Below are 26,486 nucleotides of genomic sequence, written 5' to 3'. Positions count from 1 at the left end.
GCTCGATGAGCTGGCGGCCGAACGCTCCACTAACAATCCATGGTTCGGGCTAGGTTGCGAAATGCCAAACACATTCCAGGTGTACATCAAATCAGTCACCCATGAGGCAGATGGGGTACTGGCGTATGAGCTAAAAGGGCTGGAGGGTGTGACGCTTCCTGCATTTACTCCAGGGGCGCACATTGACGTCATTGCAGAGGGTATTCCTCTGCGTAGTTACTCCTTGCTGAACGATCCTTCCGAGAGAAATCGTTACGTCATAGCGGTAGCCAAAGACCCTAAAAGTCGTGGTGGATCGATCATGATTCACGAACGCTTGCGTCCTGGGGACAGGTTGCAGGTCAGTGAGCCAAGAAACCTGTTCCCCCTTGCTGAAGGCGAGCACCGTTCTGTGCTGATCGCGGGTGGGATAGGGGTTACGCCGCTTTGGTGTATGGCGCAGTACTTGAATAGCAAAAAAATGGACTGGGAGCTGCATTACTTCGCTCGTAGTGTTAACCACGCCGCGTTGATCGACGCGATGCAAGGCCACATCACCCAGGACAAGGTCCAGTTGCTGTTGGGGTACGACGTGGAGGCTACCGTCGCTCACATTCAGGAGGTTTTCCGTGGTGATGATGGAACCCGACATTACTATTGTTGTGGGCCGGCTGGGATGATTCAGGTCTATTCCGAGCAAGCAAAGGCGCTGTCCATCTCTGATGGCAGGGTTCACTTCGAGAGCTTTATACCGCTGCAGGAAGCCGCGACGTCGGGTGGGTATGAGATCGTACTGGCGAGGACCGGGAAGACTCTCAGGATGGAGCAGGGCAAAAGCATACTCGATGCGCTGATTGAAAACGGTGTTGAGATGATGCATTCCTGTCGCGAAGGCATCTGTGGTGCTTGTGAAGTGCGGGTGCTGGAGGGCACGCCAGACCATCGCGATTCAATTCTGAGCGAGGCGGAAAAGCAGGCAGGCAAGACGCTCTTTGTCTGCTGCTCGGGAAGCAAGACACCTCGTATGGTGTTAGACCTGTAATACCCCCCTTCTGACGGCTTAATCAAGCGATGGTCGCCTCGTTGACAATACGGTACGTATAGTTTTATATATGGGGTAATTTCAACGAGAATAAAAAATGTCCAACGACTCTCTTCGAGTGATGTGGTTTGTCCCTCCTGCTATTGCGGTATCAGCCTCGTGGCAAACGCCGGCGGATTTGCGTATCGAGTCTTCGATGACTCAATCGTCTGATGAGCAGTACTCGTCACTCTGTGCAGGAGAGGTCGACGCGGTCGTAACGTCAATCGACAACGTTTTGCACTGGAACCGCCGGCAAGGTCCACAAGACTTCGTGGTGATTGCTCAGATTGAAACCACCACGCCGTTACAACTGGTCGGTTCCTCGGCCCTATCCGCTCCTGCAGATTTGCGCGGTGCCAACATTCTGGTGGACGCCCCCGAGAACGGTTTTGTCATTGCCCTTCGAGCGCTACTCAAGGAAGCAGGGCTCCGCGCCGACGATTATCGCCTGACACCCGTTGGCGGGGTGCGTGAGCGGTTTGCGGCTCTTGTTGCGGGGGAGGGTGATGCGACCTTGCTCGGGCCTCCGTTCGACACCATGGCGGTTCAGCGGGGACTCAAGACTATTGCAACGATTCAGGGTGTATTTACCAATTTTCCTGGTCAAGGACTGGTCGTGAGGAAGTCGGCGAGTCAGGCGAATGACGCCCTGAAAGCGTGGGTACGCATCCTCAGCGCAACACTTACGACCATGCCTGGCGACACGGTAAAGCTGACAGAGGCTTTGGAGCTGCTTGGCATGCCTGTCGAAGCAGTAAAAGCAATGGTGAATACATTTCCTGAAACGCTGATGCCTTCTCGCGAGGGTCTTGAGCTTCTTATTGGGCAGAGGGCTTTGCTAGGGTTGCCCGGCGCGGATTTTACCTATGAGCAAATTGTCGACGGCTCATTCTTACAATAATTCGGAGGTACACTTGAAGAAGTTCTCGCTCGGTACATTTTCTTTAAAAGCCAATCCACAGCAACGCTTTGCTGGCCTGGTTATTGACGCAAAGGTTATCCCAGTCAGTCGCGTGGCTGAGGAGTTCGGAGTTGATATTCTCCGAGAAAAAAGTGTGCTGTCGCTACTTGAAAACTGGGATGCCAGTTACGCCGCGCTCGAATCGATTGTCAATAAAGTCATTACGTCGTCCTGGTATGATGAAAATCAACTCACGTTTCGCCCTGCAGTTGATCTGCCGCGTCAAGTGTTCTGCACAGGCGCAAACTATCGAAAGCATGTAGTGGATTTGACCGTCGATTCAAATGTCGGTCCAGAAGGGCTAAGCAAGGAAGAATTGAGGACTTGGGCTGAAGACATGATGGATGACAGGGTCGCTAATGGAGAACCCTATGTATTCACCAAGCCCGTCTCTGCCATTTCGGGAGCCTATGACGACTTGGTTCTTCCTCCCACTACCAGCAAGCCTGACTGGGAGCTTGAGTTGGCCGTAGTGATAGGCAAGGAGGGGTACAATATCCGTGTGGAAGATGCCATGGATTATGTAGCCGGTTACACAATCGTTAATGACATTTCGGCTCGCGACCTCATTCCACGCACTGATTACAAGATGCTCGGTACTGACTGGCTCAGATCGAAAGGGCAGCCAGGCTTTCTTCCGCTTGGTCCGTATCTGGTTCCCAAGCAGTTCGTTGAAGATCCCCACAACCTCTCGATGCAACTGACAGTGTCCGGCAAAACAATGCAGGATGAGACGACGGCAGATATGCTTTTTGGGATTGAACAACAAATCGCATACATCTCGAAGTACGCAAAGCTATTGCCCGGCGATGTGATTTGTACAGGCTCCCCTGCAGGTAATGGAACTCATTACAATCGTTTCTTGCGCGACGGCGACATTATGGTTGGCACAATTGCCGGACTGGGTGCGCAACGGCAGAACTGCATCAGTCATTCAGGTTGAGGTAACGTCTTGTGCAAAAAATCATTGACAACCCAGACCGAGCTTTTTTGGAGCGTGCTATTTCAGAGGCCCAATTTGACATCCCGTTTGAATTGACTGCTGGATTAAGTGCACTTGGCGCGAGGTTGATTAATGGCGGCCTTGGCATTGTCGAACTTAGTTTCGAAGCGCCATTAACATCCCTTCAGGGAAATGGCGTTGTATCCGGTGGCACATTGATGACCATGCTCGACTATGCCATGGCTTTTGCAGTACTCAGCACGCTGCCCTGTGGGCAAACCTGTGCCACTACCAGCATTACGGTGAATATGCAGGCGGCTGCGAAGCCATCGTTGTTGAAAGCAAAGGCAACAGTTGAACGTGTGGGTCGTCAAATTGCGTTCGCCAGGGCCGAACTTCATGACCCTCAGCGAGAAGTGCTGATCGCCAGTTCGTCAGCAACATTTGTGGTTATGCCAGTGAGTCGCCTAAAGGCGGTATGACTCAAAAAATTTGATTAATAACGAAACTAAACGAACCGTTTTTGAGGTTGCATGATGAATAACATTACCGAAGTGGCTTATAAGCCAGTACGGAGGATTGTCACTGGTCACAACGAAGCTGGTGAGTCGATTATCACCAGTGACGCCAATACACCAAATGTTCTGGCACAAGCTGGTAAGCCGGTTGCACAGGTCGTCTGGGCAACGGGTGTTGGGCGTGCGGGCGGTTTGGATCCAGCGCCAGCCGGACACAAATTTGGTTTTCATTCTGATGAGGGTTCGCTTCTTCGAATAGTCGACTTCCCGCCAGATGAAGTTTATGACCAGGAAAAGTTGGTCGAATTTCTTGATAGTGAAGGTGTGCGCGACAAGAAAAAGCCTCGACATTTCTGGTTCCACAAAACGCAATCCCTTGATTACGCCGTGGTACTCGAGGGCGAGATTGTCGCGATGATGGATCACGGTGAGACCGTTATGCGGCCAGGAGACGTACTGGTACAGCGCGCAACCAACCACAGTTGGTCGAATCGTTCCGGGCGTAACTGTCGAATGCTGTTCGTCCTGTTAGCGCTGAAAGAAGGAGAAGAACTGTGAGAAAAATTATAATAACCGCCGCTATCACGGGCGGGGCACATACGCCGTCGATGTCTCCTCATCTCCCGGTTACTCCTCAGGAGATTGGCGATCAGGCGATCGAAGCGGTAAAAGCGGGAGCGGCGATCGTTCATCTTCACGCCCGAAACCCTGAGGATGGTCGTCCCACTGGCGACCCTGAAATCTTTCGTCAATTCGTCTCGAGAATTAAGGCCGAAACGGATGCCATCGTGAACATTTCTACGGGCGGTGGTGGCCCGGGAATGGCAATTAGCGAGCGTGCGGCGGCGGGTGTAGCGCTACAGCCGGAAATGTGCTCCCTGAACATGGGGTCTATAAACCTCAACCTTTCCGAAATGGCCAGCAAGGATCGAGAGTGGCGTTACAGCTGGGAAGTGGAGCATCTTAATGCCACAAAGGATCTGGTCTTCCGCAATACTTTTTCCGATATCGAATGGATCCTGCGAACCATTGGTGATACCGGTACCCGCTTTGAGTTCGAGTGTTACGACGTCAGCCACTTGTACACGCTGAAGTATTTCCTGGATAAAGGACTGGTTAAGCCGCCATTGTTCATCCAGACAATTTTTGGATTGCGTGGTGCCATGGGGGCTCATATCGAAGATGTGATGCATCAGAAGCGAACCGCAGATCGTCTATTTGGTGATCAGTATCACTGGTCAGTATTGGGCGCAGGTAAAGACCAGATGTCGCTAGCGACTCTCGCGGCCATTATGGGCGGCAACGTCAGAGTGGGTCTTGAAGATAGCTTGTACATCGGGCGCGGTGAGTTGGCGGTTTCTAATGCCGCACAAGTGCGGAAAATCCGAAGTATCGTGGAACAGTTGGGGTTTGAAATTGCTACACCTCAAGAGGCAAGGGAAATACTCGCGTTGAAAGGAAAGACAAATACTGCTTTCTAATTCGGTATTCATAAGGGTCATCCAGAGACGGCCCACCCTGTATTGTGAAATACACAAGCCGGCCATAAGGCCGGCTTTTTAGTATGGTAATCATCGCGATTTTCAGGATCTAGAGCCCAGCAATTCGCATATGTAATTGATATGTGATTCAGCAAAGGACTCGTCCAGAGGGGCATGACCTATCATCAGGCGCATATAAACCGGCCCATAGATCAAATCCATGAGTACTTCGACATCTGCACCTTTTGAAATGTCGCCGCTGTTTTTCCACTCTTCAAGCATCTCTCTGACGACTGCTCTTCGACCGTAATGAAATCGCTCACGGAAGACGCGATGGATGGTTGGATCAGATTGACCTTCAGCAACAATTTGAGCGACGAGCCGGCCGGGCCATCCTGAATACTGCGTTACGAAAGAACGGAAATGGTGCGTTATGGCCTCGCGTGGGCGCATGCCTCGAGGAAGCGTTGTTTTAACCAAGTGTTGCTCGATAAACGCATCGATCACGACGGAAGCCTTGGATTCCCACCATCGATAAATGGTCGCCTTACTCACTCCTGCCTCTCGTGCTATCGCTTCGATAGAGATTGCTTGAATCGATTTGTCCTGGAGGAGGCTGATAGCAGCATCCAGGATCAGTCGGCGTGTCGCTTCACTACGGGGGCGTCCAGTAGGCATTGAGGTTTTCTTAACCTGCATTGATGTGTTCCTTGGCGCTGCGGTCTTGAGATGGTCTGACAATGATTCATTGCACGAACTTATAAACAAAACAAAACGATACGATTAGTATATTTGTTGTCTGCCAAAATTATCAATCCGACTGCTTCAGTTCCCGGCTCCTGCTGATCTGTCTACGCCACGGCTTGGCGTATCAGCGAAATCTTCTAAATTGTACCGATTTTTGCCCTTTACAAAACGGTGCGTGTCGTTTAGCTTTGGGTCTTGCAAAGCTGATTCAGGCTCGTTCAAGTCAATAAAAAGAGGGAAATCACATGAAGCTAGGCCGAATTTCTGTTAACGGGCCCGACGGTGCGGAAGCCCGCTTGGTGCTGGTAGTTCCAGAGGAGCATCGGGTCATCGACCTGAAGCGCGCGCTCCATGAGCAGTTGGTCAAGGGCGGTTCTTCCCGGGAAAGCGCTCTGCAATACGCAAATGCTGTTTTCCCTGGCAGCATGTCGGCGGCAATTGCATTGGGCACGCCGTTTATCGAGGCAGCAGAAAAGATCAATGCTAAGCGGCCAGATGCACATTCAATCTCATTCGATAGCGTGCAGTGGTTGCCAGCCTCGGATCCTTCTGTGGTGCGAGATGGACTGACATTCGTGGGCCACATCAAAGGCTTCCATGAAAAAATTGGCCAGCCGCCCACTCCAAATCTTCTGAAGGTGCCCGGCTATTTCAAAGGTACGCCGCATACGGTGATTGGGCATGAAGCGGAAGTTCCGTGGCCAGGATACATCCAGCACATGGACTACGAACTGGAGCTTGGTTACGTCATCGGAAAGCGTGGAGAAAGTTTGCGCCCTGAAAACGCGCTTGATCACCTGTTCGGTATCACCATCTTCAATGACTTTAGTGCCCGCGATTGTCAGGCGGTCGAAATGCCAATTGGGATGGGTCCCACCAAGTGTAAAGACTTCGCCTACGGTATCGGGCCTTGGATTACCACCGTCGATGAATTCAAAGATTTGGACCGGATCGGCATGGAAGTCCGCGTCAATGGCGAGACTTGGGGTAAGGGTGACAGCTCCAATAAACTTTGGACAATTGGCGAGCTGATTGCCTGGGCTAGCCTTGGTGAAGCCATCGTGCCGGGCGATGTAATCGGCTCGGGTACGATGGGCGGTGGTTCAGCTTTGGAGCTCGATCGTAGGCTCCAGCCCGGTGATGTCGTCGAAATTATCGTTGATGGCGTTGGAACTCTGCGCAACAAGATGGGACAACCTATTTCCGGTCTATGGTGGCCTGAAGAGCGCAAGCCATTCATGTGACGTGTATTTGAAACTCACGCGCGCATCAGAGATCTCAGGCCCGGCAATGGTTCTGGCCTGACATAAGAAAAACGCATTCTTTGATAGGTGTTGAAATGAACATCCTTGGACCGGACACTTTGTATTTTGGTGTTGACGATGTCGCGCTCAGTGAGCGCTTCTTGGAAGATTACGGCCTTGAGCCGGTAGGGGGCGGACGCTTTGAAGCATTGGATGGAACTGGTGTAGTTATCAAGCATCGTGACGATCCGTCGCTCCCTGCCTGGAATTTGCCGACCGCAAACATGTTGCGCAAGACAATGTATGGCGTAAAAGACATCGCGACTCTCGCGAGCATCCGGAAGGAGTTCGAGGGCGAGCGTGAAGTCAAGGTTCTGGCCGATGGTTCACTGGAGTTAGTGGACGATCTCGGATTCGCTCTGGGCTTTCAAGTTTCGATCAGAAAGCCGCACAAACTGCCCGCCGAGCGCGTAAACGCGCCGGGAGATATTCACCGTCCTGCGAATAAAACCGGTGTGGATGAAAGTTCCGAGCTCGCTCCCAAGCCACGAACGCTCTCCCACGTTGTTTATTTCGTTCCAGATATCGAAAAGGCCGAGCGCTTCTATGCGGATCGTTTGGGTTTCAAACTCACCGACAAATTTGTCGGGATGGGTCCATTTCTGCGTCCTGCGGGTACTTTCGACCACCACACCCTTTTCTTCATTCAAACCCCGCCGCATTTGCAGGGATGCGAGCACTTTACCTTCCATATGGGGGGGCCTCAGGAAGTACTGCAAGCCGGCTATGCGTTTGCAGCTAAAGGTTATGAGTCATATTGGGGGCCGGGGCGACATAAGTTTGGGTCTAACTGGTTCTGGTACTTCAACACCCCATTGGGCTGCCACATCGAGTACGACGCCGATATGGATCAGCACGACGATGACTGGTCGCCGCGCGTAGCCCCTGCAATCATGGATAACTCCCAGGTGTTCCTGTTCCAATGGCGTGAAAAATGGGCTCCTGGCGGCAAGCCTGATTAATAAGGGGGGTAGGTTGAAGATGGCAAAATCTGATCGCCGCAGGCTTTGCCATCTCGAGCAAATTGCGCCAGGCCAATCTTTGGGGTTCAGGAAGGAAAGCACAGGTCCCGACGACATTTTTTTAGTCAATGACTGCGGAAATATCTATGGCTATAAAAATTCTTGTCCCCATTGGCCCGGTTCAACTATGCCAGTTCGCAAGAATCGTTATCTCGACAGCGAGTCCAGTCATATCGTTTGTAGTGGTCATGGTGCGTTGTTTGAAATTAGTTCGGGTTTGTGCATAAAAGGACCCTGTATTGGCTTGCGTTTGACACCTGTGAGTTTGGAAATTACTGAGATGAAAGAAATATTTTTAATGGAAGAGTAGCATCCAGAGGATTTTTGGCAGATCCTTATGTTATTTGACTGCGTCAATTTCCATTGCCAAAAACAAAAACAAGAAAGGAACGTGTGATGAAGACTCCAGCTGATTTTCGCCTGGTGATTTTTTTTGGTGTATTGCTGTTTGCCGCCAAATCGATGGCGCTTGAAGGAGGTGCTTCCAGTTATCCATTGGGTATTGTAACTGTCATGAGTGGGGCAGTAGGTGCTCCAGGTGAAACCCATGCCTATACATACAATAAAACCGTTGCCATAGATTCAATTCGAGATGGGCAAGGAAATAAGGTATTTCAAAAGGCTAAAGGAAGAGTTCACTCGCATGCTTTGAGATTAGTACACACGCTTGATGGGCCATCACTACTTGGCGGGAACGTTTCATTGCAGCTCGCAGTTCCTTACGTTGCTGGTCACCTGGATATTCCTGCATTGGGAGCATTTGGTAGAGACTCCTCGAATGGAATGGGCGACCCATTATTCGGTGCCTTGGTCAGCTGGCAGTCTCCAACCTATCTTCATAACCTGGAGTTGGATTTTGTAGCGCCTTGGGGGAAATATGATGAACACGCCTTGATTAATCCAGGAAACAATAGTAAGGCAATTTATGCTGCTTACGCCTTTACGTGGTTTCCAATGCCGCAAGTTGAGGTCAGCTCGAAGATCAGTGTCAACTATAGTTACGAAAATCCAAAGACTGACTATAAATCTGGAGTGCAGGTCGTTGCAGACTATGGATTTAACTATCGGCTGACCCAGAACTGGCTGGCAGGTATTGGTGGATATTTGTCGACTCAGTTGAATGATGACCAGTCCCACGGGGATGATGTAGGTAATCGAACAAGATCCATAAAGGTCGGCCCGCAAGTGGGCTACGCAAGTCGGGATTTTGGAGTAGTACTCGGCTATCAAAAAGATGTTTATGCTCGAAATACTTCGGAAGGCGACACAGTGATGCTCAATGGAATGTTTAAATTTTAATTAGGTGCTGCAATTTTACGCTTGGCTTCTAGTGCAAGCGTTTTTTTAATAAAATCATTGTGGCGATTTGGCTTTACTGCCCTTGACGCCATCTGCCATTCAGCGCGTATCGATTCTTAGGCATAGAGAAGCGATACATGGCGCTATTTTATGCCTTTCAGGTTGAACTCTAAACCTTAACTTTTCTCGCATTTAGCTTGCAGAACATAACAAATGGAAATGTAATAAACGGTACGTTCCGTTTTGCTTGTGATTGTTGCCGCTTAGCAGATGAAAGGTGAGATTGCGCTTGCGCGTTGTCTGTTCACCCGGCAGGAAAGGCGGCTGCAACTTTCAAACGTCAAAAAATCACAACTATCTGTCTTACAGGGCTTTCTGTTGGTGGATCCTCGGATTTAGACGCTGCCAGGGTCACGGTATGCCAGCCCCCCAACAGGGATCCGTAGGCAAAACACATCACCCCGGGCTTGACAGGCCTGGTTGATAGCTGTAAGTATACGAAACGTCCCGTATTGTTAAATTTAATGGGAATGGTCATATCGCTGGTGCTCGGTGAGACCCGGATAGGTATATGCGTTTTCGGAAGGAGCGGTTAAGTAGCGTCAAATTTCAAGTTTAGCGAAGCCTAATACAAAAACAAAAGAGGTTCGTATATGCGTGTAATAAAGTCTACTACGTACTCATGTCCGTCGCCTTCAGGGCGGCCAAAGTTCCTATCATGCGTTCTAGCAGGAGGTGCGCTGAGTGTGATATCGATGAGTGCCAGTGCATTTCAAATTGATACGGGCGACAATGATCTTAGTGCACGCTGGGATAACACCCTCAAGTACAGTTCTGCATGGCGTCTGAAGGACCCAAGCAGCAAGCTTTCGAAAAGCGAAGTCAGCCTGAACCAGGATGACGGTGACCGTGCTTTTGATAAGGGCCTTATCTCTAACCGTTTTGACCTGCTCTCGGAAATGGATATCGGTTACCGTAATTTTGGTGGTCGTCTAAGCGGAGCAGCCTGGTTCGACACCGAATACCAGAAGGACAACGATAACAACAACCCCGCGCGCGCGAATCAGGTGTCGGTTGCCTATGACGAATTCACTGATGACACTCGACATCTGCACGGCGGTGATGGTGAGTTATTAGATGCATTCGTCTATTGGAATGGTGAAGTTGCGGATCGAGCTTTGTCCTTTCGTTTGGGTCGGCATGGCCTAATTTGGGGGGAAAGTCTGTTTTTCGGGGCCAATGGGATTGCTGGCGGAATGGCTCCGGTGGACGTGGTAAAGGCTATTTCAGTACCCAACACCCAGTTCAAGGAAATCACCAGACCAGTTAGTCAGTTGTCTACTTCCTACCAACTTACTGATGCGCTTTCGTTGGGTGCGTTCTATCAGTTTGAGTGGGAAGAAACACGATTACCTGCGGCGGGTAGCTATTTTTCCACGCTCGACATGATGGGAGAGGGGGCTGAGCGCCTGATTGTCGGGGAGCCATTCCCCGATTTTCTCGGTGGTAATCCAAGCAGCCCTGCGGCCTTTTTTCATGGTAAGGACAAAAAAGCCCGGAGTTCTGGACAGGGTGGCCTGCAGTTACGCTATGCAGCTGAAACTGTCGATTACGGGCTTTATGCTATCCAATACCATGATAAAACCCCGCAGTTGTACCTCCGTCCTGGCGTAGGCGCCCCTAATTTTGCAACCGGACAAGTAGGTGAGTTCTTCTGGGTGTATCCGGAGGATATACGCGCACTGGGCGCAAGTTTTACCACGTCAGTGGGTGAGTATAACTTTGCCGGGGAAGCGTCTATGCGCTGGAATATGCCCCTGGTATCGAATGGTCAGGTCGTACTGCCAGATGTAGACGCTGACAATGACAATCATCCACTTTACGCGGTCGGGCGGACTGCCCACGTGAATTTGAACGTGCTCGCATCTCTCGAGCCAACTTTCATATCCAATGAGGCCAGCTTTATCGGTGAGATTGCCTGGAACCGTTTGTTGAAGGTTACTGAAAACCGATCAGCACTGGATCCGAATGCTACAGATGACGGGGTAGGGCTCAAGTTGGTGTATACACCAACTTATCGTCAGGTATTCCCGGGTATCGATCTTGGTGTTCCGCTAGGTGTCAGCTACTTCCCTATGGGTAAGTCGGCTGTAGTTGGCGCTTTCGGTCCTGATAAAGGTGGTGATTTCAATATCGGTGTAACCGCCACCTACCTTGATCGTGTCACTTGTGGTTTGACGTACACACATTATTACGGTCCATCTGACACTACGCTCAATGAGGCCAGCCAGTTTAATTATAAGCAATCATTTAAAGATCGGGATTACCTGGCCTTCTCTATCAAGAGCACTTTCTAAGAGGACTTGAACATGATTTCTCGAATTAAATTCAGTGCTGCTTATTTTTTTATAATGAGTGCTATTGCTTTTAGCGCGTCCGCGTTGGCTACCGGAGTAGATGATTTAGGCAAAAGCCTGACCCCCTTTGGCGCTGAGCGGGCTGGTAACGCGGATAAAACTATCCCGGCATGGGAGGGTGGATATACCACCGTTGATCCGTCTTATCAGAAGGGTGGTAAGCGTGGCGATCCTTTCGCCGCGGATAAACCACTGTTCAGCATTACTTCGAAGAACATGGCTCAATACGCAGATAAGCTGAGCGATGGTGTTAAAGAAATGTTCAAACGGTATCCAGACACCTATCGAATGGATATCTACCCAACACGTCGAACAGCAGCGGCTCCGCAGTGGGTATATGACAATACAGCCAAGAATGCGGTTAATGCCAAGCTGGTAGAGGGTAGCGCGGGTCCAATGCCCGAAGGGGCTTATGGCGGTATCCCGTTTCCGATTCCGAAAAATGGTGACGAGGCGATGTGGAACCATCTGCTGAGTTGGAGCGGTACCTCCATTACGCGGGACGCTCGCTTTTATTTGATGACTGCCGATGGTCAACAGGTAATGACTACCGATGGTAAGGCTATCCAAGAGATGCCGTATTACTTTCAGGATGGCTCGGCGCAGACTTTCGATGGCGATTACTGGATGATTCGCCTGCTTAATATTGGCCCACCGATTCGTGCTGGTGAGCAGGCGATGGATCGGGCCAATCTCAATGCCGATAAATCACAGACGCATATCTACCTTGCCGGCCAACGGCGAGTGCGCAAGGTACCTAACTCCTGCTGCGACACGCCAGCGCCTTCAACAGCAGGCGTGATGGCCTACGACGAACTGTCCGTTTATAAAGGGCGGCTCAACCGGTTCAATTGGAAGTTGGTAGGTAAAAAGGAACTTTATATTCCCTATAACACCAATAAATTCTTTACCGCAGGCAAACCGGAAGACGTACTTGGTAAGCGGCATCTTAATCCAGACGTCTTGCGCTGGGAACTGCATCGTGTGTGGGTTGTCGAGGCAAATCTGAAGCCTGGCGAGCGCCATCAAATGGTTAAGAGCCGTTACTACCTGGATGAAGATACCTGGCAAGCGCTGTTGGGTGATCGTTGGGATGCAAGTGGTCAATTGGCCAAAACGCTGTGGGCGCTACCGGCAGTCATGCCAGATATTCCTGCCCAGGCTTCTGTCTCGTCGGGGTTCTATGACTTTATGTCCGGTACTTGGTTTGTACTTGACCTGCTCACTGGACAGTCCTCGCAATGGGGGATTGTCGAGCGTTTCAAGAAGTCTGACTTCTCGCCAACAGTAATGGCGGGGCAGGGTGTGCGTTAACGCTAAGACTCTCTGAAAAGCACCGACAATCTCAGTTGTCGGTGCTTTTGCGACACGCGGTTCAAGAGATAATAAAAATGATAATAAACAGTCGTTTAAGTGCCTTGGCGTTAGCTTTGGCTTTGTCTGCTTTAGCTTCGCTTGCTTGTGCTGAGGGTGGAGCCGTAGGCTCTGTCCTGAGCTCATCGGCGATGCAAATCGCCACACCCGCTCATGCTGTTCTGATTGATTTGGCACGTGCTGGTGATCGACTGATTGCGGTTGGTGAAAGAGGCGTCATTGTACTTTCCGATGACAATGGCCAGTCCTGGAGACAGGTGCAGGTACCGGTCTCAGTCAGTCTGGTTGCGGTTCAGTTCATCGATGACGAACATGGCTGGGCAGTCGGACACGGTGGCACAGTGTTGGCCACTGCGGACGGTGGTGAGCGCTGGAGCCTCCAGCTTACGGGTATACAGGCTGCAGAGATTGAGTTGAAGGCAGCTCAAGATATAAAAGCTAATGCAGTCGATGCCGACGCGGCTGATATGCGCATTTCCAATGCCGAACGCCTGGTAGCAGATGGGCCGGATAAACCATTCCTGGCCCTGCATTTTCTTGATGCCAACCACGGCCTCGTAGCCGGCTCCTACGGAATGGTTTTTTCTACTCAGGATGGTGGGGCAACATGGCAATCGCTGATAGGCAGCATCGAAAATCCGTCGCTTGTGCACATCTACGCGATCGCTCGGAAAGACCACCTTTGGTTCCTTGCCGGTGAACAAGGTTATGTAGCTCGCTCAACAGATGACGGAAAGTCTTTCACACATTTGCCAAGCCCATATAACGGTAGCTTTTTCACTGCGAATATACGTGGTGACGGAGCTCTGCTGATCGCGGGACTTAAAGGCCATGCCTATTTGTCATCTGATGATGGTGCCAGCTTTAATCAATTGAAGGTGTCTAGGCCGAGTTCAATCAGTAGTTCCGCTCGATTGCCAGATGGAAGTGTATTGCTAGCCAATCAAACTGGTGATTTGTTCAGTAGCTCCGCCTCAAATGGTTTAGCACTTAACCCGGTGGGCAATCCGCTGGGAATTCCCGTGAGCAGCATTGTTGAGGCGGTCGACGGTAGTCTGATTACCTCCGGTTTTACTGGTTTGTCACGTTTTTCACATCCCGCCACTGAAGTTTCGGAGTGAGCATATGAATTCCGCTCGTCATCCTTCCCTGCCTGAGTCAGGCATATTTGATCCAAGGTCAGGGACCTTGGTTGAGCGTGCTCTATTCAACCATCGCCACTGGGTGCTTCTGCTATGTCTGCTGACGACGGTCCTGCTCGGCTGGCAATCCACTCGACTGGGATTGAACGCTAGTTTCGAGAAGATGATCCCGACTGGTCATCCCTATATTGCCAATTATCTAGCCAATCAAAAGGAGCTCTCCGGACTAGGTAATACGGTGCGTATCGCGGTTGCCAACAAGAAGGGGGATATCTACGACACTGATTACCTGCGTACTTTGCAGTCCATGAACGATCGTATCTTTTTGCTGCCAGGCGTGGACCGCGTGTACATGAAGTCGCTATGGACGCCTTCCACACGCTGGGTTTCGGTGACGGAGGATGGGCTCGATGGTGGGCCGGTCATTCCTGACAAGTACGACGGCAGCCCCGCATCCCTCGCTGAGTTACGAAGCAATGTGCAGTTGTCCAACGAGATAGGCCAACTGGTAGCCTTCGACCAGCGGTCCAGCATCATTTCCATTCCTTTGCTGTCACGCACGCCGGACGGCCAGCCCCTCGACTACGCCAAACTTTCTGTTCAGTTGGAAGCGCTTCGCGCCGAGTTTCAAAGCGACAACATTGACATTCACATCACGGGGTTCGCAAAGAAGGTAGGGGACCTGATAGATGGGCTGGGGCAAATCATGCTGTTCTTTGCCGCCGCCATTGCTATCACGACAGTAGTGCTCTATGGCTACACCCGATGCCTGCGGAGCACATTTCTGGTCGTGCTTTGCTCGGTAGTGGCGGTTGTCTGGCAGCTTGGTTTGCTGCCGTTGCTGGGGTATGAGCTTGACCCATATTCGGTCCTGGTGCCCTTTCTGGTGTTTGCCATTGGCATGAGTCATGGCGCCCAGAAAATGAACGGCATCATGCAGGATATTGGTCGCGGCATGCACCGAGTGGTTGCCGCGCGCTTCACGTTTCGTCGCCTGTTTCTCGCCGGTCTGACTGCACTGCTTTGTGATGCGGTGGGATTCGCCGTGTTAATGATCATTCAGATCAAAGTCATTCAAGACTTGGCCATTATCGCTAGCATCGGCGTTGCGGTGCTGATTTTCACCAACCTCATTTTGCTACCCGTCCTGCTCTCCTATGTCGGCGTCAATCGCTGCGCAGCCGAGCTAAGCCTCAAGAGCGAACGGGCCGAGCAGAGTGGTCAAGCGCGACACGTTTTTTGGCGATTCCTTGATCTATTTACTCGAAAACCATGGGCCTTGATCAGCGTAGTTGTCAGCCTGGTGGCTGCTGTGCTGGGCTTTATGGTCAGCTTGCATCTGGCAATTGGCGATCTGGATGCTGGTGCGCCAGAGTTACGTCCGGATTCGCGTTACAACCTCGATGATGCCTTCATGACGCGCAGCTACGGAGCCAGCAGTGACCTGTTCGCCATAATGGTGAAGACACCTAAGAGTGCCTGCTCAAGCTACGACATCTTGCGTAAGGTCGACGATCTGGATTGGCAGTTGCGCAGTTTACCCGGGGTAGACTCAACGAACTCCATGGCGTTGTTAAATCGTCGTATGTTGGTAGGACTGTCTGAGGGCAACTCCAAGTGGTACGAGCTGCAAAACAACCAGGCCATGCTTAACATGATTACCGCCAGCGCACCGCGGGGACTTTACAATGAGTCCTGCAGCTTGCTGACGCTGTACGTTTTTCTCAAAGACCATAAGGCCGACACCCTTACGCGGTTGGTGAATCACGTCGAGGCTTTTGCAGCAGCAAATGACACTGATGAGGTCAAATTCCAACTTGCCGCCGGCAATGCGGGAATTGAGGCAGCGACCAACATTGTGGTCAAAGAGGCCAATCGCGAGATGCTGTTCTGGGTGTATGGCGCAGTCATTTTGCTCTGCCTCGTCACCTTCAGGTCCTGGCGAGCCACTCTGTGTGCAGTGATTCCGCTCATGCTCACGTCGATTCTGTGTGAGGCACTGATGGTCGGTTTAGGTATCGGTGTGAAAGTGGCGACCCTGCCGGTAATCGCTCTAGGTGTAGGTATCGGCGTTGATTACGCGCTGTATGTAATGACCATCATGCTGGGGTTCTTGCGCGAAGGTAAAAGCCTCTCCGAAGCTTACTACCGCGCCCTGGTCTCCACGGGCAAGGTTGTAATGCTCACAGGGATAACCTTGGCGATAGGTGTGGGTACCTGGATATTTTCCCCAATCAAGTTCCAGGCCGACATGGGTGTGCTCCTGGCGTTCATGTTTGTCTGGAACATGGTGGGGGCGCTTCTATTACTGCCGGCACTGGCTTACTTCCTCTTGCCTTCCACACTGCGCAGTGATGCTTCTGGCAGCAAGGTCGCCAACCCGATGACATTGAGTGAACAATCCACTCCAGGTCATTCACTGCGTCTGTGCAGTGCCAACGCCTGATTGGCGTATTAGGGTTTCATCACACCTGCGGTGGGTGCATGTAGCGCCCGGATAATCCTGGACTTGGTTCAGGATTATCCCGTCAGTCTCCCTGCCTTTGTCGGCGAAGCATAAGTGACTCCGACAGTGGGCATGTTTTCCTGTTCCTGGTTGCATCACCACTAGCGTGAAGAGGATATTTGTATGTCTTTGGTGAGTCGACTACTGGGTAATCTCTCGGTAGGAGCCAAGCTGTCGATCGGTTTCGGGTTGGTGTTGCTATTCACTCTCGGGGTGGGAATTACCGCTTTCCATTCTTTGAGTCTGTTAGGGCGTCGTGGTGAACAACTTCGTACCGAGGACTGGATTCAAACGTTGGTCCTGCAGGCTCGTATCGCGGAAAAAGAATATGCACTTAGTCTTTCTCCTCAGGCACAGGATCAAGTGCGAGGTGCAGTTGAGCAGCTCACTCGGCATTTTGATGGCCTCCCGCAAAAAAATAACGCCGACATCGCGATGCGGGAGGCGTCCAGCGACTATTTAAAGCAGTTCCTAAGTTATGCGGAGTCTCTTCAGCAAGCACGAGAGGCTCGCTTGCGCATGCAAACACTCGCGCAGACAGCGGGAGAAAGCTTCACCTTGGTATTTCTCGATCAGCTTGATGCAATGAGTGCACAGCAGGAACGAGGTACTTCTCCGGACAGCGGGCAACTGTTGTTACTGGAGCAGACCACTGCTCTACGTGACAAGCTGGCCAAGCTCCGTGATAGCGAGCTTTATTATTCGTTGGATGCTGAGGAGCGCTTCCGTAGCGATTGGGAGATGCGCATGAGCGACCTACTGTCTTCAATGCAGGTGCTCAATCTCGATGATCAGGAAAAGGTTTCGCTTCAGGCTGCAAGTCATGCACTGGCTGATTATCGAAAAGCCTTCGAACAGTTCGTTGCCAGCCGCAAGCAAAGCGCTCTTAGTAGCGAAGCGATGAACGCGCAAACCCAGCAAGTCAGCGAGTTGTTGGATAAGGCCAACCAATTTCAGAGCCAGGCGATTCAACGCGATGGTCGCAACGCGTACAGTCAGCTTGGCCTTATTAGCTTGCTGGCGTTAGCGCTGGGTATTGGTGCGAGTCTATTAATACGTCATTTGATACTGCAGCCGTTGCGTCGGGCTGTTCATTTGGCTCGACAGGTTGCTGCAGGTGACCTGAGTTGTGCGCCTGATGGTGTAAGCGTTCGGCACGATGAGCTTGGGCAACTATTGGATACTGTCAATAGCATGCTGGGTAGCCTGAGAGGATTGGTTGGTCGAATTGGTACCGGGGTAGGCCTGCTCAATGGAACGGCAGGAAGCCTGGCAGAAGTCATTCAGCGCAGCAGCCAGGGAGTTGAGAGACAACGACAGGAGACTGAAATCGCCGCTACCGCAATGCAACAGATGACTATGATGGCCGGCGAAGTCGCACGTAACGTCAAGGACGCTAGCGCGGCAGTAGCTCTTGCTGATGACCAGGCGCGCGAAGGTGACGATTTGGCACGCCAAGCGGGCTCCAAGATCAACCAACTGGCTTTGGAAATGACAGGCTGCGATGAAGCAATGCAATCGTTACTGGCAGAAAGTACGGCTATTGGCGGCATTCTTGATGTGATTAAAGCTGTAGCAGAACAAACTAATTTACTGGCATTAAATGCGGCTATAGAAGCAGCTCGAGCAGGTGAAAACGGTCGTGGATTCGCCGTAGTAGCTGACGAAGTTCGTGGTCTGGCACGCCGCACGCAGAGTTCTACCGCTGAAATCGAGGACTTGATCAGTCGCCTGCGTGGCGTCGCCCAGCAGGCAACTGAGCGGCTACAGGCTAGCCATGCGCTGACAGGTGAAACAGTGATCCTTGCTGGTCAGGCATCTCAGGCATTGACACGAATTACTCGCGCCGTATCAAGCATTGAACGGATGAACAAACAAATCTCCGGGGCCGCGGAGCAACAGCGGTTTTTGGCGGAACAGGCTAGCCAGAGCATCGTTCGAGTGCGCGAAGTGGCAGAGGAGAGCGCCCAAGAAAGTGTGAAATTGCAGCGGTTGACGCTCGAACTCCAGCAGGTGGATGGAGAGTTGAATGCTGCGGTTGGGCACTTTCGCACATGAATTTAGCTTGCGAAGACCGTCGTGAGATACTGCCCCAGCATGTTCCATGCCTCATTTTTCTCTTTGGCATAGTCAGATAATGCCGGCGGACCTTTGAGCCACCCACCAATAGTTCTGGCAGCGATCGATGATATCCAGCGGAACACTAAGTTGCTTCATCATGGTCGCTCCCGTTCGACGCAAGTCATGCGGTGTCCATTCCCGGCTGTTGCCGCGGCTTAGCGCTAGCGAGTCATCGTGATGGCGATCGGATAGCGGGTTTCGGCGGTGCTTGAAAGAGCACTGCCGGTCGCCGATCAGCTTTCTTTGTATCAACGTGGTTGCTTTCCTCCTTACTGGGAAAGCAAAAAGGGATATTGCCGGTCTCTTCTTTCAGGCGCTTGAACTACTGGTACCCAATACGCTTTGGGTGATCGCAAACATGAAAGGTACCCAAATGGATTAAGTCCGTATCGGCCAGCCGGTGACTTTTTCCGTCGATGCCCTCGACCACCAGCAATTGCGCGGTCATGTGCAGCGTATCTCGCCGTCACCGGTCCCGAATTTGCCCTGCCGCAATCGGACAATGCCACCGACAACTTCGTCAAGCTGGCACAGCGTGTGCCGGTGCGCATTACCGTCGATCCTGACCAGGACGAGGCCCAGCGCTCGCGGCCGGGGATGCCATACGCAAGACGGGAGGAGGGGGTCGCGAGGGCATCAGAGCGGTGGAGCGCCGATAACGCGACGCACCAGAGGGATATGATTGGCGAGCGTCAGCAAGATGTCCTCTGCAGGGGACATCCCCTTGAGCGCCTGGATTTAGAGTGGCTCCAGAAAACCTGTCCCCGATAACAATAAACCGGGAGCTACCGGAACCATGCATCAGCCTCAAGTCGTACCCCATCAATCTCTTTATTTCCCTTATCAGGTTTATCCTGCTTTCGTGCCGTACCCAGGCGTCGACAATCAATCGTCTGTGGCGATTGTGGGGGCCGGACCTATTGGCTTGACGCTGGCGCTCGAACTGGCGCGCTTCGGTATCAGAAGCACTGTTCTGGCCGCTCAACAGCAAGTCTGTGAAGGTAGCCGCGCAATTGTTTTCACCCGTCGCTCCATGGAGATTTTCCAGCAAGTGGGGGTGTCCGGGGTGGTGTCCGAACAGGGTCTGCCCTGGCGTTTCGGCAATTCGTACTACCGCGGCCAGCGAGTTTTTCGCATGGAAGCCCCGGTCGACGAGCACGATCGTTTTGCGCCGATGACCAACCTGCAACAGCAGTACCTCGAGCAACATCTGGTAGAGGCCGCCCAAGCACAACCGCTGATCGAATTGCGTTGGGGCAACAAAGTCATCGATATCGAGCAAGGCGTCGACGGTGCGGTGTTGCAAGTCGATACCCCGGGCGATACCTATACCCTGCAGGCCGATTGGGTGGTGGCTGCTGATGGCGCCCGCTCCGGACTTCGCTCGTTGCTGGGTCTCAAGCTTGAAGGGGCGTCCTATGAAGGGCGGTTCGTGATTGCCGACATCCGCATCAAGCTCGATCTGCCGACCGAACGCCTGGCATTTTTCGATCCCGCCTGGAATCCCGGCAATACCGTGTTGATGCACCGCGAGCCCGGGGATATCTGGCGCATCGATTACCAGTTGCCCGTGGACGAAACGCCCGAGCAGGCGCTGCACCCCGACTCCTTGCGTGAGCGCATCGATGCGCAACTGGCGATGCTCGGCGTCGAGAACCCGGTATGGGAACTGGATTGGAGTTCGGTGTACTCGGCCCGGGCGCTGACCCTGGCGGAGTACATCAACCACCGCGTGATTTTCGCCGGAGACGCGGCGCACCTGTTACCGATTTTCGGCGTGCGCGGGGCCAATACCGGCTTCCAGGACTGCCACGACCTTGGCTGGAAACTGGCCCTGCACATCAAAGGCCTGGCCGGTGCCGGACTGCTGGCATCCTACAGTGACGAACGGGTGAAGGCCGCTCGGGAAATCATTGAAGAGGCTGGTAAGAGCACGCGGTTCATGGCGCCACCCAGTCGTGGCTATCGGTTATTACGCGACGCGGTGCTGTCGCTGTCATTGACCCGCGAGTTCGTGCGCCCGCTCTATCACTGGCGGACTTCAAGGGCTCACGATTATGCCGATTCGCAACTCAACGCGGTGAACGACGATAATCAATTGTTTACCGGCGGGCCGCGCAACGGTGCACCGTTGCTGAATGTACGTCTGGCAGAGCAGCACTATCTCTTCGATGAGTTGGCGCCCGCTTATCATTTGATTTGCTTCACTGACGCGGCGGCACTCGATGTCGAAGTCGTTGCCCAAGTCCAGGCGCTACGCCGTCAGGGAGTGCCGATTCAAGTGATCGCGATCGCCATGAATGGAGTCCTTCAGGTGCAACACGCCGACCTGACCCTGGCCGATTGCGACGATCTGTTCAGCACGCGCTATGGCGTGCAGCATGCAGGCGCCGCCTATCTGGCACGCCCGGACCAGCACGTCTGCGCCCGCTGGCTGCATTTGGATGGCGAGCGTTTGCGCCATGGATTGAACCAGGCCCTTGGCCACAACGGGAGTGACCACCCATGAGCCAGTCAATGAACGTAACAGACCTCGAACGCGCCTATGACCGACTTGCCGAGGCGATTGATCGTACGGGTAACGACAGCGAGTTGTTTCTGGTCAAGCTGGCACTACTGGCGGCCGAGGCACTGAACGATGCCGAGCGCTTCGACGCACTGATCGAATGCGCCGGACAAGACCTGTAAAGCTTCGCGACAGCCAATAATTACAAGAACAGGATCACCCCTATGCCATCCCGTCCTGCTGTGACCCCTGGCGTGGAGACCGGCGCTCAACCGCCGGTCATTGCCAAGGTTTCGAAACGCCTGCTGTGGTTTCTTTTCATCTGCTTCGTTTTTTCATTTCTGGACCGTATCAACATCGGCTTCGCCGGGCTGACTATGATGGACGATCTGGGTTTGAGCAGTACCCAGTTCGGTATGGCAACGACGATTTTTTACCTGGCCTACATCGCCTGCGGCATCCCCAGCAACATGGTCCTGGCGAAACTCGGCGCCCGTCGCTGGATTGGCAGCCTGATGATTGCTTGGGGACTCGCGTCGACAGCCACCCTGTTTGCGCATGACGCAGCCAGTCTGTATTGGTTGCGTGCGTTGGTAGGTATCACCGAGGCAGGATTTCTGCCCGGGGTGCTGTTGTACATGACGTTCTGGTTTCCAGCTGCGTACCGGGCTCGTGCCAATGCGCTGTTCATGATCGCCATGCCGTTTACCGCGGGCTTTGGCTCGGTCTTGTCCGGCGCCATTTTGGGGCTGGATGGCCACTGGGGCCTGGCAGGCTGGCAATGGCTGTTTCTTCTTGAAGGACTACCCAGCGTCGTACTCGGCCTGGCGGTGTACGGTTATCTGGATGATCAGCCGCGCAAGGCACACTGGTTGAGCGACGATGAGAAGCTGCAGTTGGCCGAGTTGATCGAGCGTGACCGTCAGGCACCTTCCCCTCACGCTCACTGGGGACGTGAGTTGCTGTCGCCATCGGTGATTCTGTTCTGTCTGGTGTACTTTTGCCTGGTCAACACCTTAGCGATGATCGCAGTCTGGACGCCGTTGATCGTCAAGAGCTTCAGCACTGGCCAGAGCAATACGCTGATCGGATTGTTGTCGGCAATTCCGCAAATATGCACCATCATTGGCATGATCCTCTGGGGCCGACACTCGGACCTGACCCAGGAGCGGCGTTGGCACCTGGCGCTTCCAATGCTGCTGGCTGCAACAGGCTGGTGTTGCACGGCCCTGTCGAGTGAGCCGATCGTGCAGCTGGCCGGGGTCTGCATGGCGGCGACGGGTTCCTATACGGCCATGTCGATTTTCTGGACCCTGCCGGATCGCTCATTAAGTTTTCAAGCCAGGGCGGTGGGCATCGCGGTGATCAATGCAGTGGGTAATCTGGGGTCTGCCCTTAACCCCTTAGTGGTCGGCTGGCTGAAAGACCTTACCCATACCTATACCGCCGGTTGTCTGTACGCTGCGCTGCTGTTACTGGTGGCTGCAATGCTGGTGCGCACGCTACCCCATGAACGCCAATTTTCATCACGTGAACTCATACCTGAATGAACCACTGGCTGCTTACCAACGTTTACCATCAGAGCCCATTGACGACGGGGGAAATTGCTCATCTATTGGCTCGGGTAGGCGAGGACTGCCGAACCTGGTTGGCGGCAGAGTTACTGACCCTGGTACGGGGTGAAATGCCGCTGGCTCAATGTACAATTTTCGCTTATCCGCAAGGCCAGGAGCCGCAGGTGTTGTCGTGCTCCGATCAGGCAAGACTCGTGCAGATATCGCGCATCTCCCGGGACTACGTCGAGCGTTTTCACAGCCTGGACGGCAACCGCCAAGCGATGCTCGGCCATCGGGCAAAATACGGCGACGCGCGAATCCTGGCTCAGCTTCAATCAGTTGAAGACATCACCCATCGTGACTATCGGCGGGTCTGCTACGAGCAACCGCAAATATCTCAGCGCATGGCCTTGCTCAATCATCAGGAAGAGGGCGGGGCTTGGCTGTCGATCAACTTCTATCGAGGTCGTGAGCACGGTAACTTCAATCAGCGCGACATTGAATTTATCGAGTCGGTTGCGCCGCTACTGATTCAAGTCACGCGATTGCACTATCGCGCTTATGTCGAAGCCAACCAGATGCCGTCCGTGCTAAGTCAACGCGTCGAGCAGCTCTATCCTGAACTGACTCGTCGGGACCGTGAGCTGCTAAGGCATTTGCTCAATGGCCTGGGGGCGGAAGAGATAGCGCCCCTGATGGGCATCCAGCGCTCAAGCGCCGCTACCTACATAAAGCGGCTTTATCGAAAGGTGGGAGTCAGCGGACATCGAGAATTGCTGGGGCTGGTAGTGAGGAGGCGTTGGTCCTGAGCGCGCGTCGATCAATTGGAAGCGAAGAGCAACGTTTGGTTCGTGGCACGATGCGACTTGAGGGATGGACATGATGCAGCACCTGGATCATTTGACTTTGCACCTGTTCATTCGGATTTTCGAAGAGAGCACCATTGCACGCGCCAAAGAGCGGGCATTCATCGCGCCATCGGCCGTCAGTAAACGGGGTTCCGACATCGAGACACGATTCAGTGCGCCGCTGCTCAAACGCAGTAAGTGCGAGGTTGAACCCTCAAGAACTTCGGCCTGGCCAAACTCTGTCAGTGCTGCTAGTTGCCAACGGTATTTACTGAGCCGGATGACCCCGCTTTAATATGCCATCGGGAGGAGGAATACAAAGGTGATAAGTATCACTTTTGCTCTGATCAATTCATGGGTATCTTCGATAACGAGCCGGAGAAACATATCCAGGCTTTTCTGCCGCCTTTTATCATCACCAAGCTCACCGAATACGTGCTCAAACTGTATACATCGGTTGACTACTTCGAGCGGCATCCACCGATCCGTCATCGCGACGACCTTCGTCATTACTGTTTCGTCAGCCATATCGAGGATCTCCTGATAGCAAGGAGTTGATGCGCCTGAATTACATACGTGAACCACGACATATTGCACTACGCAGTACCAGCATCCTTACCCAGCAGCAGGCCACAGCCACAGAAGCGGGCATTGCGATATTGCCGTCTTTTTCGGCCGACTCGGATCCACGATTTCGTTGCGTGCTTGGCGAGCAAATCGAGTTCTCTCGCACCTTCTAGCTTCTGATGGCATAGGAACTGAAGGACATAACGCGGATGAAGGCGACCTGGAGTTTCCTGTGGGAGAAGGCAGCTCTGAATCAGCGACTGCTGATGGGGGTGTTGCCGCTGATCTAAAACTAACCCAGTAAAGGCTGGATCAGTTTTCAATCAGCGCCGATGGCTTGGGCAAGCGAAGATCGTCTCGAGATGCTGCCCCAGTATGTTCCATGCCTCATTTTTCTCCTTGGCATAGTCATAGTGCAGATAATGCCGGCGGACTTTTGAGCCACCCAGCAAGTGGTTCTGGCAGCGGTCGATGATGTCCAGCGGTACACCCAGTTCCTGCATCATGGTCGCTCCCGTACGACGCAAGTCATGCGGTGTCCATTCCCGGCTGTTTCCTTGGCTTAGCACTAGCGAGTCATCATGATGGCGACCGGATAGCGGGTTTTTACGGTTCTTGAAAGAGCACTGCCGGTCGCCGATCAGCTTGCTTACTGTCTTCGTATCGACGTGGTTGCTTTCATCTTTGCTAGGAAAGCAAAAAGGGGTGTGCCCGGATTTTTCTTTCAGGCGCTTGAACTGCTTCACAGCGAATGATGACAGGAAAACATGATGATCCTGCCGTTTGCCTTTGTGTCCTTTGGTGGCGTTGGCCGGGATGAGCCATGTGCCTTTTTCCAGATCGACATGGCGCCACTCGGACTTGAGCAGTTCGCCAATGCGGCAGAGCGTACTGAGGCAGATCCAGACGGCGCATTGCACGCGTGGATTCACCGGTCGGATGCCTGAATATTTCTGGCCGGCGGGTAGGGCGTCGTAGTCGCGCTCCAGGCGGGCGAAGATATCGCGCAGTTCGCGGATTTCGTCGATGGAATGGAGGCGGTCGCGTTGTTCTTGGTAGTCGTGATCGAGCAGTTTGTTGACGTCTATCAAGTCGGCCGGATTTCCATCGACCATTAGGGCGCGCCACGGCTTGCGTTTCTCGGCCCAGCGTAGCATCTGGCCGATGTCCTTACTACGAATCACAACGGCGCGGTTCAGGCCGCGGGCTTTGACCGAGCGCAGGACGGTGAGCAGATCTTTCTCGGTGAGGTTACGCAGCGGCTTATTGCCAATGATTGGTAACACATCTTTGGTAAAGCTGCGGCGCAGTTCGGTGTTGCCGTCCTGGCGGGACACGCCGTCGCGCATCCACTCCTCGAAAAGATCAGTGACTGTCTTGTTCTCGGCGGACTCGCGTTCGGCGTTGGCAATGGTGGCGATGATGGCTGCTTGGGCCTCGATCCTGGCGGCCTTGCGGGCGATGCTGGGGTCTACGCCTTTAGTGACGCTCACTCTCATTTCGTCACGCTCGGCACGGATCTGCGCCAGCGATTTTTTGGGCCAACTGCCCAGTCGGTGATCGCGTTTGATTCCGTGCAGTTTGAACTCGTAGCGAAACAGTACAGTAACGCCGCGTACACCCGCGCGTACTTTGGCTGTCAGGCCACCGTCTTCGCGCAACGTCCTACCGTCATCCGCGGAGGTGAGCACCTCCAGTTGCTTCGCCGTTAGTTTTGCCACTGTCTACCCCATGCCTGATTCCACTGCTTTGGAATTTTGCCCCACTTTTGCCCCACCGAATCGCCCGGCTACCGGTGGATGTATATGGATCGTGATAGACGTCAATATAGGCTGAATACCTTGCATTTACTAGGTTTAGGCTTTCCGCTAGGAGCTACTAGCATCCATGGAATTACACGCAGTAAGCGCATGGGGTGCTAGGGGTCGAGTGTTCGAATCACTCCGTCCCGACCATAAAATTCACTGACTTAGCCCAATCTGAAAGGTTGGGCTTTTTCATGCCTGCAAAATTACCCCCACATTTACTCCCACGGTTATCCTGGATCTAGCCTTGAATCGACGCCCGCCGTTCCGACGGACGCCCAATCGGGCTATAGAAATCGGCGAGGT

The 26,486-nt window shown here is 53.0% G+C and carries 23 protein-coding genes and 3 pseudogenes; 23 read left to right on the top strand and 3 right to left on the bottom strand.

Translation table 11 applies throughout. The annotated features are described in order from the left end of the window. Nucleotides 1-61 precede the first annotated feature (61 nt). The 6 genes from ASD95_RS05845 (at nt 62) to ASD95_RS05820 (ending at nt 4,966) form a co-directional block, all read left to right on the top strand. Nucleotides 62-1,021, top strand: coding sequence for a PDR/VanB family oxidoreductase (locus tag ASD95_RS05845; protein WP_056723249.1), 960 nt, complete (start codon nt 62-64; stop codon nt 1,019-1,021). A gap of 97 nt (nt 1,022-1,118) precedes the next feature. Then, nucleotides 1,119-1,964 carry an ABC transporter substrate-binding protein gene (locus ASD95_RS05840; RefSeq protein ID WP_056723247.1) on the top strand — a complete coding sequence of 282 codons (846 nt, stop codon included), beginning with the start codon at nt 1,119-1,121 and terminating at the stop codon, nt 1,962-1,964. Nucleotides 1,965-1,977: 13 nt separating this feature from the next. Then, on the top strand, nt 1,978-2,967 hold the full coding sequence (locus ASD95_RS05835; RefSeq protein WP_056723245.1) for a fumarylacetoacetate hydrolase family protein: 990 nt from the start codon (nt 1,978-1,980) through the stop codon (nt 2,965-2,967). An 11-nt stretch (nt 2,968-2,978) separates the two neighbouring features. Further along, the gene (locus tag ASD95_RS05830; protein ID WP_056723243.1) at nt 2,979-3,449 is read left to right on the top strand and encodes a PaaI family thioesterase; all 471 of its coding nucleotides are present in this window, start codon (nt 2,979-2,981) and stop codon (nt 3,447-3,449) included. Between the two features lie 54 nt (nt 3,450-3,503). Next, nucleotides 3,504-4,043, top strand: a complete 540-nt coding sequence (locus ASD95_RS05825; RefSeq protein ID WP_056723418.1) for a cupin domain-containing protein — start codon at nt 3,504-3,506, stop codon at nt 4,041-4,043. Continuing rightward, nucleotides 4,040-4,966 (top strand): 3-keto-5-aminohexanoate cleavage protein, encoded by a 927-nt coding sequence (locus tag ASD95_RS05820; RefSeq protein ID WP_077431820.1) that lies wholly within the window; start codon nt 4,040-4,042, stop codon nt 4,964-4,966. The genes ASD95_RS05825 and ASD95_RS05820 overlap by 4 nt, the downstream gene beginning before the upstream one ends. Before the next feature lie 102 nt (nt 4,967-5,068). Here ASD95_RS05820 and ASD95_RS05815 read toward each other — a convergent pair whose 3' ends face one another. Beyond that, the gene (locus ASD95_RS05815) at nt 5,069-5,665 is read right to left on the bottom strand and encodes a TetR/AcrR family transcriptional regulator (RefSeq protein WP_077431821.1); all 597 of its coding nucleotides are present in this window, start codon (nt 5,663-5,665) and stop codon (nt 5,069-5,071) included. A gap of 293 nt (nt 5,666-5,958) precedes the next feature. On the opposite strand from ASD95_RS05815, the gene ASD95_RS05810 reads away from it, so the two are divergent. The 10 genes and pseudogenes from ASD95_RS05810 (at nt 5,959) to ASD95_RS30215 (ending at nt 18,835) form a co-directional block, all read left to right on the top strand. Continuing rightward, complete coding sequence (locus tag ASD95_RS05810; RefSeq protein WP_056723240.1) at nt 5,959-6,957, top strand: fumarylacetoacetate hydrolase family protein; 999 nt, start codon at nt 5,959-5,961, stop codon at nt 6,955-6,957. 95 nt (nt 6,958-7,052) lie between these two features. Further along, complete coding sequence (locus ASD95_RS05805; RefSeq protein ID WP_056723238.1) at nt 7,053-7,979, top strand: VOC family protein; 927 nt, start codon at nt 7,053-7,055, stop codon at nt 7,977-7,979. Nucleotides 7,980-7,998: 19 nt separating this feature from the next. Further along, nucleotides 7,999-8,349: a Rieske (2Fe-2S) protein gene (locus ASD95_RS28380; RefSeq protein WP_082562918.1), complete on the top strand. Its 351-nt coding sequence runs from the start codon at nt 7,999-8,001 to the stop codon at nt 8,347-8,349. Nucleotides 8,350-8,435: 86 nt separating this feature from the next. After that, nucleotides 8,436-9,338, top strand: a complete 903-nt coding sequence (locus ASD95_RS28375; protein WP_082562917.1) for a SphA family protein — start codon at nt 8,436-8,438, stop codon at nt 9,336-9,338. Nucleotides 9,339-9,991: 653 nt separating this feature from the next. Continuing rightward, nucleotides 9,992-11,695 (top strand): DUF1302 domain-containing protein, encoded by a 1,704-nt coding sequence (locus ASD95_RS05795; RefSeq protein WP_056723234.1) that lies wholly within the window; start codon nt 9,992-9,994, stop codon nt 11,693-11,695. A 54-nt stretch (nt 11,696-11,749) separates the two neighbouring features. Continuing rightward, entirely contained in the window at nt 11,750-13,069 is a 1,320-nt protein-coding gene (locus tag ASD95_RS05790; RefSeq protein ID WP_056723416.1) for a DUF1329 domain-containing protein, read from the top strand. Between the two features lie 41 nt (nt 13,070-13,110). Next, nucleotides 13,111-14,250 (top strand): WD40/YVTN/BNR-like repeat-containing protein, encoded by a 1,140-nt coding sequence (locus tag ASD95_RS28370; RefSeq protein WP_330219619.1) that lies wholly within the window; start codon nt 13,111-13,113, stop codon nt 14,248-14,250. A 4-nt stretch (nt 14,251-14,254) separates the two neighbouring features. Next, on the top strand, nt 14,255-16,717 hold the full coding sequence (locus ASD95_RS05780; protein WP_056723230.1) for an efflux RND transporter permease subunit: 2,463 nt from the start codon (nt 14,255-14,257) through the stop codon (nt 16,715-16,717). 183 nt (nt 16,718-16,900) lie between these two features. Next, nucleotides 16,901-17,977, top strand: a pseudogene (locus ASD95_RS30220) (HAMP domain-containing protein); the annotation flags it as partial. Then, nucleotides 17,972-18,835, top strand: a complete 864-nt coding sequence (locus tag ASD95_RS30215; protein WP_442965736.1) for a methyl-accepting chemotaxis protein — start codon at nt 17,972-17,974, stop codon at nt 18,833-18,835. The pseudogene ASD95_RS30220 and the gene ASD95_RS30215, both read left to right, overlap by 6 nt. Before the next feature lie 2 nt (nt 18,836-18,837). On the opposite strand, the pseudogene ASD95_RS29605 reads toward ASD95_RS30215, so the two are convergent. Beyond that, a pseudogene (locus tag ASD95_RS29605) lies at nt 18,838-19,220 on the bottom strand (tyrosine-type recombinase/integrase); the annotation flags it as partial. Between ASD95_RS29605 and ASD95_RS29600 the strand changes: the two are divergent. From ASD95_RS29600 to ASD95_RS29595, 7 genes and pseudogenes are all read left to right on the top strand, one after another. Then, a pseudogene (locus ASD95_RS29600) lies at nt 19,215-19,498 on the top strand (HlyD family efflux transporter periplasmic adaptor subunit); the annotation flags it as partial. The pseudogenes ASD95_RS29605 and ASD95_RS29600 overlap by 6 nt on opposite strands. A gap of 196 nt (nt 19,499-19,694) precedes the next feature. Continuing rightward, on the top strand, nt 19,695-21,407 hold the full coding sequence (locus ASD95_RS05770) for an FAD-dependent monooxygenase (protein ID WP_056723226.1): 1,713 nt from the start codon (nt 19,695-19,697) through the stop codon (nt 21,405-21,407). Beyond that, nucleotides 21,404-21,586 carry a hypothetical protein gene (locus tag ASD95_RS05765; RefSeq protein WP_056723224.1) on the top strand — a complete coding sequence of 61 codons (183 nt, stop codon included), beginning with the start codon at nt 21,404-21,406 and terminating at the stop codon, nt 21,584-21,586. Before ASD95_RS05770 ends, ASD95_RS05765 begins: the two co-directional genes overlap by 4 nt. A gap of 42 nt (nt 21,587-21,628) precedes the next feature. Next, nucleotides 21,629-22,954, top strand: coding sequence for an MFS transporter (locus ASD95_RS05760; RefSeq protein ID WP_056723222.1), 1,326 nt, complete (start codon nt 21,629-21,631; stop codon nt 22,952-22,954). Further along, nucleotides 22,951-23,769: a helix-turn-helix transcriptional regulator gene (locus ASD95_RS05755; RefSeq protein ID WP_056723220.1), complete on the top strand. Its 819-nt coding sequence runs from the start codon at nt 22,951-22,953 to the stop codon at nt 23,767-23,769. The genes ASD95_RS05760 and ASD95_RS05755 overlap by 4 nt, the downstream gene beginning before the upstream one ends. A gap of 64 nt (nt 23,770-23,833) precedes the next feature. Further along, the gene (locus ASD95_RS05750) at nt 23,834-24,103 is read left to right on the top strand and encodes a helix-turn-helix domain-containing protein (protein ID WP_330219618.1); all 270 of its coding nucleotides are present in this window, start codon (nt 23,834-23,836) and stop codon (nt 24,101-24,103) included. Continuing rightward, nucleotides 24,064-24,366: a YHS domain-containing protein gene (locus tag ASD95_RS29595; protein ID WP_156385738.1), complete on the top strand. Its 303-nt coding sequence runs from the start codon at nt 24,064-24,066 to the stop codon at nt 24,364-24,366. Before ASD95_RS05750 ends, ASD95_RS29595 begins: the two co-directional genes overlap by 40 nt. A 332-nt stretch (nt 24,367-24,698) precedes the next feature. Here the strand turns inward: ASD95_RS29595 and ASD95_RS05740 are convergent, their stop codons facing one another. After that, entirely contained in the window at nt 24,699-26,096 is a 1,398-nt protein-coding gene (locus ASD95_RS05740; RefSeq protein ID WP_056723213.1) for a tyrosine-type recombinase/integrase, read from the bottom strand. Nucleotides 26,097-26,486: the final 390 nt, after the last annotated feature.

Source organism: Pseudomonas sp. Root71, assembly GCF_001429045.1.
Taxonomy (GTDB): Bacteria; Pseudomonadota; Gammaproteobacteria; order Pseudomonadales; family Pseudomonadaceae; genus Aquipseudomonas; species Aquipseudomonas monachiensis.
This window is presented reverse-complemented; position numbering and strand designations above follow the sequence as displayed.

Coding starts and splice junctions, on each gene's coding strand:
- ASD95_RS28375 (WP_082562917.1), top strand. CDS start 8,436: ATGAAGACTCCAGCTGATTTTCGCCTGGTGATTTTTTTTGGTGTATTG.
- ASD95_RS05795 (WP_056723234.1), top strand. CDS start 9,992: ATGCGTGTAATAAAGTCTACTACGTACTCATGTCCGTCGCCTTCAGGG.
- ASD95_RS05770 (WP_056723226.1), top strand. CDS start 19,695: ATGCATCAGCCTCAAGTCGTACCCCATCAATCTCTTTATTTCCCTTAT.
- ASD95_RS05780 (WP_056723230.1), top strand. CDS start 14,255: ATGAATTCCGCTCGTCATCCTTCCCTGCCTGAGTCAGGCATATTTGAT.
- ASD95_RS05760 (WP_056723222.1), top strand. CDS start 21,629: ATGCCATCCCGTCCTGCTGTGACCCCTGGCGTGGAGACCGGCGCTCAA.
- ASD95_RS05840 (WP_056723247.1), top strand. CDS start 1,119: ATGTCCAACGACTCTCTTCGAGTGATGTGGTTTGTCCCTCCTGCTATT.
- ASD95_RS05750 (WP_330219618.1), top strand. CDS start 23,834: ATGGACATGATGCAGCACCTGGATCATTTGACTTTGCACCTGTTCATT.
- ASD95_RS05765 (WP_056723224.1), top strand. CDS start 21,404: ATGAGCCAGTCAATGAACGTAACAGACCTCGAACGCGCCTATGACCGA.
- ASD95_RS05755 (WP_056723220.1), top strand. CDS start 22,951: ATGAACCACTGGCTGCTTACCAACGTTTACCATCAGAGCCCATTGACG.
- ASD95_RS05815 (WP_077431821.1), bottom strand. CDS start 5,665: ATGCAGGTTAAGAAAACCTCAATGCCTACTGGACGCCCCCGTAGTGAA.
- ASD95_RS28380 (WP_082562918.1), top strand. CDS start 7,999: ATGGCAAAATCTGATCGCCGCAGGCTTTGCCATCTCGAGCAAATTGCG.
- ASD95_RS05825 (WP_056723418.1), top strand. CDS start 3,504: ATGAATAACATTACCGAAGTGGCTTATAAGCCAGTACGGAGGATTGTC.
- ASD95_RS05845 (WP_056723249.1), top strand. CDS start 62: ATGCCAAACACATTCCAGGTGTACATCAAATCAGTCACCCATGAGGCA.
- ASD95_RS05805 (WP_056723238.1), top strand. CDS start 7,053: ATGAACATCCTTGGACCGGACACTTTGTATTTTGGTGTTGACGATGTC.
- ASD95_RS05790 (WP_056723416.1), top strand. CDS start 11,750: ATGAGTGCTATTGCTTTTAGCGCGTCCGCGTTGGCTACCGGAGTAGAT.
- ASD95_RS05810 (WP_056723240.1), top strand. CDS start 5,959: ATGAAGCTAGGCCGAATTTCTGTTAACGGGCCCGACGGTGCGGAAGCC.
- ASD95_RS30215 (WP_442965736.1), top strand. CDS start 17,972: ATGCTGGGTAGCCTGAGAGGATTGGTTGGTCGAATTGGTACCGGGGTA.